Origin of the sequence: Alkalihalobacillus sp. BA299, assembly GCF_017745675.1 — a bacterium.
Taxonomy (GTDB): Bacteria; Bacillota; Bacilli; order Bacillales; family Bacillaceae_F; genus Alkalihalobacterium.
Map to the genome: position 1 here is coordinate 1 of NZ_JAFLJM010000025.1, position 12774 is coordinate 12774.

General features: G+C 35.9%; 13 protein-coding genes, 1 tRNA gene, 1 rRNA gene, 1 pseudogene and 1 riboswitch. Of the genes and pseudogenes, 1 reads left to right on the plus strand and 15 read right to left on the minus strand.

Annotated elements, in window-relative coordinates; genetic code table 11:
- The 3 genes from J0N78_RS22580 to comGA form a co-directional block, all read right to left on the minus strand.
- Nucleotides 1-76: ribosomal RNA gene (locus J0N78_RS22580) — 16S ribosomal RNA — on the minus strand; the annotation flags it as partial.
- Nucleotides 77-545: 469 nt separating this feature from the next.
- On the minus strand, nt 546-1583 hold the full coding sequence (gene comGB, locus J0N78_RS22585) for a competence type IV pilus assembly protein ComGB (protein WP_209125356.1): 1038 nt from the start codon (nt 1581-1583) through the stop codon (nt 546-548).
- Nucleotides 1583-2641: a competence type IV pilus ATPase ComGA gene (comGA, locus tag J0N78_RS22590; RefSeq protein ID WP_209125357.1), complete on the minus strand. Its 1059-nt coding sequence runs from the start codon at nt 2639-2641 to the stop codon at nt 1583-1585. The genes comGB and comGA overlap by 1 nt, the downstream gene beginning before the upstream one ends.
- 128 nt (nt 2642-2769) lie before the next feature.
- On the opposite strand from comGA, the gene J0N78_RS22595 reads away from it, so the two are divergent.
- A tRNA-Gln gene (locus tag J0N78_RS22595) sits at nt 2770-2844 on the plus strand.
- 84 nt (nt 2845-2928) lie between these two features.
- On the opposite strand, the gene J0N78_RS26440 is transcribed toward J0N78_RS22595, so the two are convergent.
- The 12 genes and pseudogenes from J0N78_RS26440 to J0N78_RS22650 all read right to left on the minus strand — a co-directional run bounded on the left by J0N78_RS26440 (nt 2929) and on the right by J0N78_RS22650 (nt 12711).
- Nucleotides 2929-3255, minus strand: coding sequence for an MTH1187 family thiamine-binding protein (locus J0N78_RS26440; protein ID WP_307794993.1), 327 nt, complete (start codon nt 3253-3255; stop codon nt 2929-2931).
- A gap of 72 nt (nt 3256-3327) precedes the next feature.
- A pseudogene (locus J0N78_RS26445) lies at nt 3328-4008 on the minus strand (DUF1385 domain-containing protein); the annotation flags it as partial.
- Nucleotides 4009-4024: 16 nt separating this feature from the next.
- Nucleotides 4025-4615 carry a hypothetical protein gene (locus tag J0N78_RS22605; protein WP_209125359.1) on the minus strand — a complete coding sequence of 197 codons (591 nt, stop codon included), beginning with the start codon at nt 4613-4615 and terminating at the stop codon, nt 4025-4027.
- 150 nt (nt 4616-4765) lie between these two features.
- Nucleotides 4766-5563 (minus strand): bifunctional hydroxymethylpyrimidine kinase/phosphomethylpyrimidine kinase, encoded by a 798-nt coding sequence (gene thiD / locus J0N78_RS22610; RefSeq protein WP_209125360.1) that lies wholly within the window; start codon nt 5561-5563, stop codon nt 4766-4768.
- A gap of 64 nt (nt 5564-5627) precedes the next feature.
- Entirely contained in the window at nt 5628-6737 is a 1110-nt protein-coding gene (gene thiO, locus J0N78_RS22615) for a glycine oxidase ThiO (protein ID WP_209125361.1), read from the minus strand.
- Between the two features lie 16 nt (nt 6738-6753).
- On the minus strand, nt 6754-7536 hold the full coding sequence (locus J0N78_RS22620; protein ID WP_209125362.1) for a thiazole synthase: 783 nt from the start codon (nt 7534-7536) through the stop codon (nt 6754-6756).
- 4 nt (nt 7537-7540) lie between these two features.
- Nucleotides 7541-7738 carry a sulfur carrier protein ThiS gene (thiS, locus tag J0N78_RS22625; protein WP_209125363.1) on the minus strand — a complete coding sequence of 66 codons (198 nt, stop codon included), beginning with the start codon at nt 7736-7738 and terminating at the stop codon, nt 7541-7543.
- The gene (gene thiE, locus J0N78_RS22630) at nt 7738-8370 is read right to left on the minus strand and encodes a thiamine phosphate synthase (protein WP_209125364.1); all 633 of its coding nucleotides are present in this window, start codon (nt 8368-8370) and stop codon (nt 7738-7740) included. The genes thiS and thiE overlap by 1 nt, the downstream gene beginning before the upstream one ends.
- 81 nt (nt 8371-8451) lie before the next feature.
- Nucleotides 8452-8556: riboswitch (TPP riboswitch) on the minus strand.
- A gap of 72 nt (nt 8557-8628) precedes the next feature.
- Entirely contained in the window at nt 8629-9750 is a 1122-nt protein-coding gene (locus J0N78_RS22635) for a YqgU-like beta propeller domain-containing protein (RefSeq protein WP_209125365.1), read from the minus strand.
- A gap of 219 nt (nt 9751-9969) precedes the next feature.
- Nucleotides 9970-11385 carry an aspartate ammonia-lyase gene (gene aspA, locus J0N78_RS22640; protein WP_209125366.1) on the minus strand — a complete coding sequence of 472 codons (1416 nt, stop codon included), beginning with the start codon at nt 11383-11385 and terminating at the stop codon, nt 9970-9972.
- 140 nt (nt 11386-11525) lie between these two features.
- Nucleotides 11526-12488, minus strand: a complete 963-nt coding sequence (locus J0N78_RS22645) for an ROK family glucokinase (RefSeq protein ID WP_209125367.1) — start codon at nt 12486-12488, stop codon at nt 11526-11528.
- A 4-nt stretch (nt 12489-12492) separates the two neighbouring features.
- Entirely contained in the window at nt 12493-12711 is a 219-nt protein-coding gene (locus J0N78_RS22650; protein WP_209125368.1) for a YqgQ family protein, read from the minus strand.
- Nucleotides 12712-12774: the final 63 nt, after the last annotated feature.

The following is a 12774-nucleotide window of genomic DNA, read 5'->3' on the forward strand; positions in this document are numbered from 1 at the left end:
AATTGGTCCGCTCGACTTGCATGTATTAGGCACGCCGCCAGCGTTCGTCCTGAGCCAGGATCAAACTCTCCATAAAAGTGTTTGATTAAGCTCACTTCCACAGGATGTGGTGGCTTCGATGTTGCGAACAGGACATTCGCGTTCTTAATCGAAGATCATTCATCACTGTGACGTTTTAAAACATTGACGAGATATCATGTATCTCTTTGTTTCGCTTGGCTTTTTGTTCAGTTTTCAAAGAACTTATCCACTGCTCAACAGCAACTTTATCATAATAACAAACTAACAAGTGATCGTCAAGGATTTTTTTAAGCTTGTTTTTCGATCTCTCATCAGCGACGAATAATAATATACCATTTTTATTAGTTTTATTCAAGTCTTTTTCTTAAAAATATTTAAGACTATTTTTGGGATAATATCTGATAACAAATACTGATCGTTTTTTGTTCATTATTAGTAATGTACATAAAACGATTTGAAGAAAATACTTTACCTTCATAAATATGAAAAAGGTAACGAATGACGTCCATCACCTTCTTGTTAGCTTAACTCAAAGAATTAATTAACTCGAACATAGGAACTAGTATCGATAAAAACATCAATAAAACAATGAGCCCTATAACAAAAAACATACTCGGCTGTATTATCATCACCATCTTCTTTGTTTGTTCTTCTATTAACACAAACAAATGATCACTATAATGTTGTAGCTCTACTTCAAGTGCTCCTCTTTTTTGACCATGTTCTATCACAAGTGATAATTCAGCTTCGAAGAATGGCCTTCTTTTCAAAATTTCTACAAGTGCCTCTCCTTCCTTCAGTCTTTGAATTAACCACGATGCCTCATCTTGAAAAAATAAAATAACACTTTGATTTTTAAAAATATTCAGTGCTTGTGAAATAGACAATCCACCTTTTAATAAGCTACTTAATTGAACGGAAAAATAATAAGTAGTAATTGCAGAAACAAACGAAGAAAGAAACGGAATGCTTAATATCAAAGTCATTTTTTTGTGGGGAGTGAAATGACGAAATTTTATTATATAGTAAGAAAATCCAATAAGTAAGAAAACGAGAAACAGTAGTGTCAGAAAAGGAATGCTATCGATAAAACGAAGAAATAAAATCGTTACAAATGGTAGTTCAATGGACATCGTTTCAAATAAGTATTTGAAATGAGGAAACAAGTATATGACCATAATGATCATAACAATTAAAAGTAACCAAAATAGAAACAATGGATACCTTACTAACTTACTAACTTTTTCTTTAATTTGTTCTTGTTTTAAATACAACTTTCCCGCTTCAATTAATCCATCAGGTACACTGCCAATCTGTTCTGAAAAATATATAAATGAACTAATATCATTTGGTAATTTCAAACCTTCCATCGCTTGATATATTGCTTGTCCTTCTTTTAGACACTGAAGTACTTCGCTTATTTTTACTTTTACTTGTTCTCTTTGAGATAACTGCAGAAGTTCTAATCCAGCAGAAAGACTATAACCTTGTTGTAATAAATAGCCAAGCCGTTGCAGAAATTCAGCTTTTTTAATACCATTAAAATCCCTATCCCATTTCATTACTTTTCGCCCCACCTCTCTAAAGAGTGTTTGGTTATAAATCCAAGAGCATATGCCTTAATCAATTGCTTTTGCAATGTTCTAAATGAAACAGATGAAGGCTTCATATGAAATATACTTTTTTTCACCTTTTCTAATTCAGCACTCAGCAACATTTCATAAATAGCGGTTATTTTACGATTTACTTTTTCACAAAAAAGTTGACATTTTTCTTTGCAGAATGGACACTCCCTTTCTACTAACCTTTGCGCGATAACACCAACAAGAGTTTGTTCGATATCATGTGAAGGTATATTTAATTCTAATAATCGGTAAATAGCACTAACGGTATCTTTTGTATGCATTGTAGTTAAAACGAGATGCCCTGTCATAGCGGAACGAATAGCGAGTTGAGCCGTACTGCTATCTCTAATTTCACCGACCATTATAATGTCTGGGTCATGGCGGAGGATCGCTTTCAACCCTTCATTATACGTTATTCCAGCTTTATCATTAATCTCCATTTGTATAAAGCCTTCTGTCCTTTTTTCAATTGGATCTTCTAGTGTGACAATATGCAATGGCTCTGACTGTTTAGCTGCCATTAGCATCGAGTATAAAGTGGTCGTTTTTCCAGAACCCGTTGGCCCTGTTATGATAATTAATCCATTTCTTTTTTGAATTAACTGCTTTAGTAATACAGAATCGTTATAGAATAAAGGGAGCTGCTCAAGAGCTAATGTTTCATTTTGAGGTAAAAGTCGAATGACTAAGCTTTCCTGAAACGGGGTAGGAATAGTAGAAAGACGTAAACTAATGAGTTCAGAGTGAAATGTAAATTCCATCGAACCGCTTTGAGGCTTTCTTTTTTCTCCAATATCCATGGAGGCTGAAAATTTGAAATGGCTAACAAGCTTCTCATACATCGATTTTGATACTTCTTCAATAAGCTGCAAATTTTGATGAACCCGAAAATATATACTAGCATTTTTTCGATTGGGGACAATATGAATGTCACTAGCCTTCCGTTTAGCAGCTTTAACGAGAAGTAGTAAACTTTTTTGTTCAATCTCGTTCAAATAAACACCACCTTAGCTTTATCTGTTATTTTTAAGATACTACTAATTCTCCCTCAATTAAAGTAAATTTTTTATAAAAAAATTGTATATTTCATTGCGTAACGTACACAATAAAACTGTTAACTCAGTGGGCTATAGCCAAGCGGTAAGGCAACGGACTTTGACTCCGTCATGCGTAGGTTCGAATCCTGCTAGCCCAGCCATACATATAAAAAAACACCCCTAAATCGTTAAGTGAATCATGCGATCTAGTGGGTGTTTTTTATCTCGATTTAAATTTTATCTTTCTATTCTTGAATAGTGCTATTTGTCTGTAATTTTTCATTAACAGAAGCTACTTTTCCAGCAAGTGTTGTTGTCTTATCACGACGATCATCAATTCTAATATTGGTCGCAACTCTTTGGACACCAGCTTCAAAAGGCACTTCATGTATCGCTTGAATAACCTCAAAAAGAACTGGTAATTCACCTTCAATAATCGTACTCATAGGTGTCAATTGAAACTTAATTTTATCACCATATTTTTCTAATATTCGGTGGATATCAGCAACATAATGACTAACACTCGGTGAATTCGTTCCAATCGGAATAATCGTAACATCGACTATAGCCAATTTCTTCGCCTCCCTCTTTACGATCTTCTTTTCCTCTATAAGATGAGGAAATTCTTGTTTAGCTAATTTTCGATAAGAGCGTATCGCCGTCATTAAATGAACTCGTTCAGGTTCAGTTGTTGTCACTTGCTTTTGTAAATAATAAGAAACAGTAATGACAAACCGCCTTATCAATCGCATAGGCCTTTTATTAAAAGTTAGATTTATTAAGATAACAAGAACAACTGCAAGATAAGAAGCCCACATAATGGCCTTAGTTGCTGTAAAAAAAGGAAAAAGTAATAGCGAAACTAAAATAACCGAACTAAAATAAATGACAACTATATTCGTCGAACAATATCGATTTGTAATAGCCGCTTTTCGTATTTGATAAAGTCGTGATTGTTTTATTATCCCTCGATCACTAAAAACTTTATGTTCAGCCCCATGATATTTTTTTAACGTCTTTGGAAATATAAAATGCGTACCAAACATGTAATAAAACAGAAAATAATAAGGTAAGCCATCCCAAATAGTAAACCCGAAAAAGAATGGGGATAATTTCGGCACAAAAATAAGACTCATGAAAATAATTGTAAACAATTTAAACAGCCATGGCATCGACGTAAAAACTTGACTTACCATAAGAAGAATCGTTTTTACATTAAGTGGTTTTACCCAATCCGAAATTCTTCCATTGTTGTTATAAGCACAAGCAACATATTCTTTTCCAATAAAAAATATCCCATTTTGATAGGACAAACCTTTAATCATGTTGTCTTATCCTTTCTCATGGTTGTGGAATCGCCGTAAATCTTTCAATAACCCAATGATTAATATCTATATCTACATTCGATAAACGTGCTCGATCAAAGGAAACATCATCATGCACATCCCATGTGTGAAGGTAACTAATCGAGATTTCCTGACCAATAAATTCCTCACCTACGATTACGACTTCAAAGGAACCCATATTGCCATATCCCATGTGCTCTTGCATTTCATTAGGGAATGTAAATACAATTCCATCATTAACGATCGTTCCTTCAGTTTCATAAATTTCATTACCACCATGCTTTAAAACAAGGTGTGATCCTTTAATTAGCTCAAAATCAAATGGCTCTTGTCCTTCTTCAACTAATTTAACTCCAATATAATCATCACCTAATACCCCGTCTACCGGCATCTTCTGCCAATCCCAATCTCCAATAATGGTATGAGTACTTCCATTAGAAGTCGCGTCAATAGCAAAACTTATCACATTATCAAGGTCTTCATTCGTCATTTGATTGGAAGTATTTAAATAATGATAACCTCCGAAAAAAATAAAGCCCATTAATAGTAGTGGTAATACGATGACTACCGCATTTCCTTTATACATAACTGACCACCTTATTCCTCTTCCTTCTTTCAATAAATAGTAGCTCAACAGTTTTATTGTCTCTAAGTTTTAATTATTTGTCCATCCTTTACTAAAAAATAAAGGCTGATCAATTGGATATCCTCCATCAGATCAGCCAAACAAATGAAATTAACGATACAATCGATATGCCGCATGATTGGTTGGACCTATTCCTCCACCAATCGATAATGAATGCGTAATAGCTGCACTAATAAATTCCTTTGCTGTTTTTACAGCAGCTGTTATGTCATCGCCTTTTGCTAATTGGGCCGCAATAGCAGCTGCAAAAGTACAACCTGTTCCATGCGTATTTTTTGTACGAATACGTTCAGCTTCTAAAAGGATAATTTCCTGGCCATCATATAAAATATCTGTTGATTTTGTATTACCTTCTAAGTGCCCACCTTTTAAAACAACATACTTTGGTCCAAGTTCATGTAATTTTTTAGCCGCACTTTCCATCTCAGCCAACGTAGTCATTTCTTTCATTTTTAATATTTTGGCCGCTTCAGGTAAGTTAGGTGTAATCACAGTAGCAAGTGGAAGCAATTTAGAAATAAGTGCTTCCACAGCCGCATCCTGCAATAATGATGCTCCACCTTTTGCAATCATTACAGGGTCAACGACAACGTTATTAACATGATATTGTTTTAGCTTTTCAGCCACTAGTTCAATAATCTCTGCAGAAAATAGCATTCCTGTTTTAACTGCGTCCGTTCCAATATCAGAAAGAACCGCATCTAATTGAGCTTCAATTGCTTCTATGGATTGCGGGAATACACCGTGGACTCCCAACGTATTTTGAGCTGTTAACGCCGTAATGACGCTCATTCCAAACGTTCCTAATTCTTGAAATGTCTTTAAGTCAGCTTGGATCCCAGCTCCACCTCCACTGTCAGAGCCTGCAATTGTTAGTGCTTTGTTCATGACGATCTATCCTTTCTTAGAGGTTGTTCTTACATAATAAGGGTGTTCAAAAAGTTAAACACATTTAACTGAAACGTTCAGGTGCGAACGATTTTAGTGGTACAATCGCTTGTTTTTTATCGAGCAAGTCGGCAACAATATGTGCAGTCACTGGACTTAGTAAAATTCCATTGCGGTAATGTCCAGCTGCAAATATGATTTGAGAAGCATTCGACAGACTACCGATTAACGGATATCCGTCTTGAGTCGCCGGTCTTAACCCAGCCCACGTGTGAAAAGGAACTTCATTTTCTAAAAATGGTAATACGTTTTTATTCCAATTCGTTAATCTACGAATCCCTTTCTCAGTTACTGTCGTGTCAAATCCTGCAATATCTTCAGAGGCCCCATTGACAAGTGTTCCGTTCCCCTTTGGAACCAAATACCCTTGACTCGTATAAATAATGTGTTTTACTTTTCCTACCGGTACATTGTAGGCACAAATTTGACCTCTAATCGGATAGACTGGGATATTCAGATCAAATACATTTTCTAACTCCTTTGCCCACGCACCGTTACTAATCACTAGACGATCACCAGAAAAAGTTTTTCCATCTTTTGCACGCACATAAATTTCAGACTGCCAACAATCCACTGTTACTTCATCTAAATGGTCAAATATTTGCACACCTAACTTTCGACAACCTTCTTCTAGCGCTTTTACGTAATCTGGTGCATATACATGACTTTCCTCAGGGTAATACATCGCAGCAATCATATCTCGAGAAAGCTCTTTTTCAAGCTTAAATAAATCTTCTCCATAAAGGATTTCAGCCGTTGCCCCAAACTGTCCTTGCCATTGTTGTCTCGTTTCAAGAGCTAAAAGATCAGCTTCATGATATACACAATGTAAACTTCCAGAATTACTGTATTCAAAGTCAATCCCCGATATTTCTTTAACTGCTTGTTGCCACTTCGGATACAATTTCAAGCTTTCAAGGCACAACCTAAAAAAGTCATCAGGGTCTTCTCCAATTTCTGAAAACGGTGCAAGCATTCCAGCAGCTGCTCCTGAAGCTTGTCCACCACATGCAACTTTTTCTAAAACAGTAACCTCATGTCCTCTTCTTTTACATTCAAAAGCAGTTGCAAGACCAATAATTCCCCCACCTAGTACAACAATCCGTTCTCCCATTTAAATTCAACTCTTTCTATTTCAAAATCAATGACTCATAAGCACTACTTGCTGTTGCATACCGTTTTTGTGGAATTCGACCTGCTAAATACGACATTCGGCCAGCTTCAATGGCATATCGCATCGCTGTCGCCATTTTCACTGGGTCTTTTGCTTTAGCAACAGGTGTATTCATTAACACTCCATCAACACCTAATTCCATTGCTTGAACAACGTCCTTTGCAGAACCTAGTCCGGCATCAACAATAATTGGAACATTTGCTTCTTCAACGATTAACGATAAATTATAAGGGTTTAAAATACCTAAGCCTGTTCCAATTGGAGCACCACCAGGCATTACTGCAGCCGCTCCCGCTTCTTCTAATCTTTTACATAATACAGGATCGTCAGAAGTGTATGGTAGGACAACAAAACCTTCTTTCGCTAAAACTTCTGTTGCTTTTAATGTTTCAATTGGATCAGGTAATAACGTTTTTTCATTGACACTAATTTCTACTTTAATCCAGTCACTTAAGCCACTCGCTTTTGCTAAACGGGCAATTCGAATCGCTTCTTCTGCTGTTTTTGCTCCTGACGTATTCGGCAAGTATGTAAATGTTTGTCCTTCTAAATGCTGTAAGATCGCATCTTCATCTGGAGCTTCTAAATTTACACGGCGAATCGCAAATGTGAGTACTTCTGAACCCGATGCTTTAATCGCTTCATTTTGTACAAATGGATTAGGATACCGCCCTGTCCCAATAAAGAAGCGAGATGACAATTCTTTTCCTGCGATGATTAATTTATCTTTACTGTTCATATGATCATCCTCCTCCAACAAAATGAACTAATTCTATTTTCATCTCCGGTTCGATCGCTGTATCATCCCAGTTGCTGCGATCTACGATTTCTCCATTCACTTCAGTTACAACTAAATTCTCTTCTAATCCGTAATGTTTCACAATATCTACTAGCGTTTTAACTTCTAATTCCACCATTTCTCCGTTAATATAAAGCTTCATTATATATTCACCTTTTGCTTAATTTTTTCTATGAATTGTTGACAAACAGATTCAACGTTGTCTGCTCCAACAATTTCACTAATTGCGCAAATACGGGTAGCTCCAGCCTCTAATACTTGATCAACATTATGAAGCTTTATGCCACCGATAGCAACGAAAGGGATCGTTATTTCTTTTACGACTTGGCGGATATAATCCGTAGTTACTGGGTCAACGACGTCGACTTTACTTTTGGTCGGGAATATAGGACCTACACCAATATAATCTGCACCAGCACGCTCAGCTTCACGCGCTTCTTCGATTGCGTGTGTAGAAAGACCAATAATTTTATCTTTACCAACTATCTTTCTCGCCTCTTCAATAGGTAAATCATCTTGTCCGATATGAATGCCGTCAGCATCTACTGCTAACGCAACATCAATATGATCATTTACAATAAAAGTTACCTCATATTTGCGCGTTAACTCTCTAAGTTTCTTCGCTTTTTCAAAGACTACTTTTTTTGAATTTGTTTTATCACGTAATTGAATAATGTCTGAACCACCAAGTATGGCTTTTTCCATCACGGTCAACAAATCTCTACCTGGATGAAACTCTTCGCCAGTAATTGTATATAACTTAAAATCTTTCATGCTCTAATCGTCTCCCTTCCTCAACGTAAATATTTAAATAAAACCGTAACCCAACGACGGATTACGGCTAGATATTGATAGTTATCAACTCTTCGACTTTCCTACGCTGGGATTACCAGATCAGGTTCGAGGGTAAAAGGATTCCTTTTTCTCAGCCTACAAAAATAGGCACCCCTAGTCACTCATATAAACTTTTATTAAATGTTCTCTTTTTCATTATGACATAATTTTTATAGATTACAACACATAAGACAACGTTCATTCTATTAAGGAGTGAATCGTTTTATTCGTAAGATCGATTAACCATTCATATTGATTTCCATATAACATCCACTTTCCATCAGGAGAAAGTTTTATTGGGGCTTGAAGGTCGACATCCATAATCTTTTGTTCCGTCCCCTTTTCCACGTTATACTTTGTCAATTCAAAAGGATTGTCATAACTAAAAAAATCTCCACTACTTAATGGTTTTAAGTAATAAAAGAAGTGCTCATTTGCATCATATTGGTGAAACGGAATCCACCATTGCTCTGAGTACGTATTTAACGTTGGAACTTCCAATTCTCCGATCACTTTTTGGTGTTGAAAAATTTGATACAGCGAATTCTCAGCATCAATTGAATCTACATGAACTGCAATTAAAATATTTTCGGGGAATGTGAAAAATGCAATAACTTCATCTAGATACTTTTCTGTATTGTTCGTATTAAAATTATAACTATATATTGGTGCAAAAAAGCTTGGAGCTAAAGATGACCATTCAAGAAAGGCGACTTCATCTTCATTCAGCCATTGAAAGTACATCTTTTCTTGATCAAGTTGATCTAACTTTTTATCTTTTAGATTCAATTGATACACATCGAATTCCCAATCAGGAAGAAAAGAAATAATAATAAGTTCATCATGTTTGTAAGGATTCCAGAAAAGCGAAAAATCTTCACCAATCTCACTTAATTTATAAACCACTTCTCCATCTTTACCTATAAAGTAAAGTGGCGAAGTTAACTCATAAGTTGACGTTTGAACAGCAAAATAGGAATAATCATAATTAGCTTCTACTGAAAGAATTGGCTCATCAATTTGAAAAAATTCAGTTGTTGCTCCTGTCTTTAAGTTAACTTGATCAATATAAGATATCGCATTCTCATCTCTTAATAGCAGAACAGATTCACTATCGTACCAATCACTTATTTCAACAAAGCTATAAGGATTAACTTGAAGCGGCGTTTGAAAAGTCGTTTCAGTCAATACATTTACCTTTTTTTGAATCAAATTATAATTTTTTTTAGGGTGATCTAATATGTCTTTATCTTTCGTAGTACATCCGATAGAAAGTAAGATAAGGAAAGTTAACACGAAAAACAGAGATTTACTTTTCATTTGAACCTCCGTTTAATTTCATATTTAAATATATATTAACATGTAATAACATCCAATATTACAAGTTTTTTACAACTATTTAATGAACTATTGCTCTAGTTTTTTAATCGACAGGAAAAGGGATGCCAAAGCACCCCTTGACTTCATTATTTATTCCTTTTTGATTCTAAGCTTTGTTACTCCCTTGACCTTCATCCGTTAAGTGAAGAAGGAGATCTTTTAATTATATATAAATTTTGCTCCTGCTATTCCAGGATTGGTCATTTCTCGAGGGTCTAAAATTTCATTTAATTCTTCTTCTGAAAGAATTCCTCTTTCGATACAAATCTCTCTTACAGGTCGATTTGTTTGTATAGCCTCTTTCGCTATTCTGCTTGCTGTTTCATACCCTACATGTGGGTTAATCGCAGTAATAATACCAACACTACGCTCAACCATCTCCTTACACTTTTCAATATTCGCTGTAATCCCTTCAATCGTAAATTCCTTGAATACTTTAATGCCATTTTGTAGGATCGATAACGATTGAAGTAAATTAAATACTAAAACTGGCTCCATTACGTTTAATTCCAACTGCCCAGCTTCAGAAGCTAGACTAATCGTATGATCATTTCCAATGACTTGAAATGAAATTTGATTGATAACTTCACACATTACCGGATTTACTTTCCCAGGCATGATGGAAGAACCGGGTTGACGTGCTGGCAAATTAATTTCATTTATTCCTGTTCGTGGACCAGAGCTCATCAACCTTAAATCATTTGCCATTTTTGATAAGTTGATGGCTAATATCTTTAATGCACTGGACAATTCTGTGTATGCGTCTGTATTCTGTGTAGCATCGACTAAATCTTCTGCGGTTTCAAACGGTAACTCCGTTATATCCGCTAAATACTTGGCCACTTTTTGGATATACTTTGGCATAGCATTTAATCCAGTTCCTACAGCTGTTGCTCCCATATTTATTTTATATAACTCACTTAGTGAGCCACTTAACCGTCGTAAATCCCGATTGATTACTCTGCGATATGCACCAAATTCCTGACCGAGACGAATAGGAACTGCGTCTTGAAGGTGAGTCCTACCCATTTTTATAACATTGTCAAATTCCTGTTCCTTTTTGGATAAGGCTTCGATTAATTCTTCTAACTCCTTGGTTAATCCTTTCGCCAAGTTCAAACAGGCAATGTGAATAGCGGTTGGGAAAGCATCATTTGTTGACTGAGCCATATTCACATGAGTATTTGGACTAACTTTTAAATACTCACCTTTTTTTCCACCTAAAAATTCAATTGCCCGATTGGCAATCACTTCATTTGCGTTCATATTAAAAGATGTGCCTGCTCCTCCTTGAATAGCGTCAACGATAAAATGGTCGTTAAACTTCCCTTCTATAACCTCTTCCGCTGCTTGGACAATCGCATCTGCGATCTGTGGGTTTAACGCCCCTACATCCCGATTGGCTAATGCGGCTGCTTTTTTTACAAAACCGAAAGCTCTGATTAATTCTTGATGAGGCGGATAGCCTGTGATCGGAAAATTTTCTTTTGCACGCATCGTTTGTATACCGTAATATGCTTCAGTAGGAACCTTTTTCTCACCAATTAAATCACGCTCAACTCGATAATTCTCCATGTAAATTCCCCTTTAAATATATCTAAATTACTTTTAGTTTTCTTTCTCAAGTACATTTCAATGCACCATTTTGTTATATGGTTAATATTATTATATGTTAGTGGTTGATTGATCGTTAATTAGCTTACTACAGTCTTTGTCTATTTTTGTGTCTTAGCTAACCATGCGCCCCCAATAACACCAGCATCATTTCCTAATGTTGCTACTACAATAGAAGCTCCTTCGGCAACACGGGGTAAGGCAAATTGTTGAAATGCTTTTTCTAATGGTTTAATTAATGTTTCCCCTGCTTTCGAAACACCACCACCAACGACTATTTTTTCTGGATTAAACGCATTTGCTAAATTGGCAAGTGCAAAACCTAAATAATATGTAACTTTATTAACAACCAATAATGCACATTCATCGTTGTTCTCAGCCGCTTCAAATACTATTTTGGCTGTCATCTTGTCCTCTTTTTTATATTCATTGGCTAACAAACTATTGGGGAAATCTGTTACCAATTCTTTTGCAATTCTTGCAATTCCCGTTGCCGAACTTACAGTTTCCAGGCATCCTGTCTTTCCACAATTACATGGATAACCGTCTTCTGGCACCGCAGTTATATGACCAATTTCACCAGCCATTCCATTGACACCATGAAGGATATTACCATTCGCAATAATACCGCCGCCTACTCCAGTCCCTAATGTGACACAAAGTAAATTTTTAGCTCCGTCCCCTGCACCACGCCACATTTCTCCTAATGCGGCAATGTTAGCGTCGTTATCAACTATGACAGGGAGACCCGCATCCATTTCCAAACGATCTTTTAAGTGAAAATTTTTCCACCCAATATTTACTGCTTGATAAATATAACCTGTTTCCATATTAATAAAGCCTGGCGCACCCATGCCAATTGAATGTAATCGATCTTTAGATTCACCAAGATGCACTAATGATTGGTCAATCCATTTCGCAATATCTGTAGTAATTTCACTACCTTCATTATCGGTGTTTGTAGGCACTTCTCCTTTATAGACAATATCACCATATGAATCAACAAAAGCTAACTTTATCGTTGTACCACCAAGGTCTACTCCTACATACCATTGAGTAGTCATCGAATCACCCTTTCTGATGTTCCCGTTGTTCTTTTTTTAAAATAAGTAATGCTTCTTGAAAAGATTGCTTATCAACCATACCTAACTCATACAGCTCTCGTATTTCGTCTTCCATCATCTGCGCATCAACACTACGGTCTTTTGTATAAATAAAAGTACCATACTTTTTTAGTAATTGCTGAACATCATAAAATGTTTTCATCTTTTCACCTACCTTCCTCATTATATCAACTTCTTTCTAATCAACAAGTAGTTCACTATACAATTGTTGATTAATTTGTCACAT

Excerpts from the sequence above, each read along its gene's own strand:
- comGB (WP_209125356.1), bottom strand. The coding sequence starts at position 1,583 with ATGAAATGGGATAGGGATTTTAATGGTATTAAAAAAGCTGAATTTCTG.
- J0N78_RS22605 (WP_209125359.1), bottom strand. The coding sequence starts at position 4,615 with ATGTATAAAGGAAATGCGGTAGTCATCGTATTACCACTACTATTAATG.
- thiD (WP_209125360.1), bottom strand. The coding sequence starts at position 5,563 with ATGAACAAAGCACTAACAATTGCAGGCTCTGACAGTGGAGGTGGAGCT.
- thiO (WP_209125361.1), bottom strand. The coding sequence starts at position 6,737 with ATGGGAGAACGGATTGTTGTACTAGGTGGGGGAATTATTGGTCTTGCA.
- J0N78_RS22620 (WP_209125362.1), bottom strand. The coding sequence starts at position 7,536 with ATGAACAGTAAAGATAAATTAATCATCGCAGGAAAAGAATTGTCATCT.
- thiS (WP_209125363.1), bottom strand. The coding sequence starts at position 7,738 with ATGAAGCTTTATATTAACGGAGAAATGGTGGAATTAGAAGTTAAAACG.
- thiE (WP_209125364.1), bottom strand. The coding sequence starts at position 8,370 with ATGAAAGATTTTAAGTTATATACAATTACTGGCGAAGAGTTTCATCCA.
- J0N78_RS22635 (WP_209125365.1), bottom strand. The coding sequence starts at position 9,750 with ATGAAAAGTAAATCTCTGTTTTTCGTGTTAACTTTCCTTATCTTACTT.
- aspA (WP_209125366.1), bottom strand. The coding sequence starts at position 11,385 with ATGGAGAATTATCGAGTTGAGCGTGATTTAATTGGTGAGAAAAAGGTT.
- J0N78_RS22645 (WP_209125367.1), bottom strand. The coding sequence starts at position 12,488 with ATGACTACTCAATGGTATGTAGGAGTAGACCTTGGTGGTACAACGATA.
- J0N78_RS22650 (WP_209125368.1), bottom strand. The coding sequence starts at position 12,711 with ATGAGGAAGGTAGGTGAAAAGATGAAAACATTTTATGATGTTCAGCAA.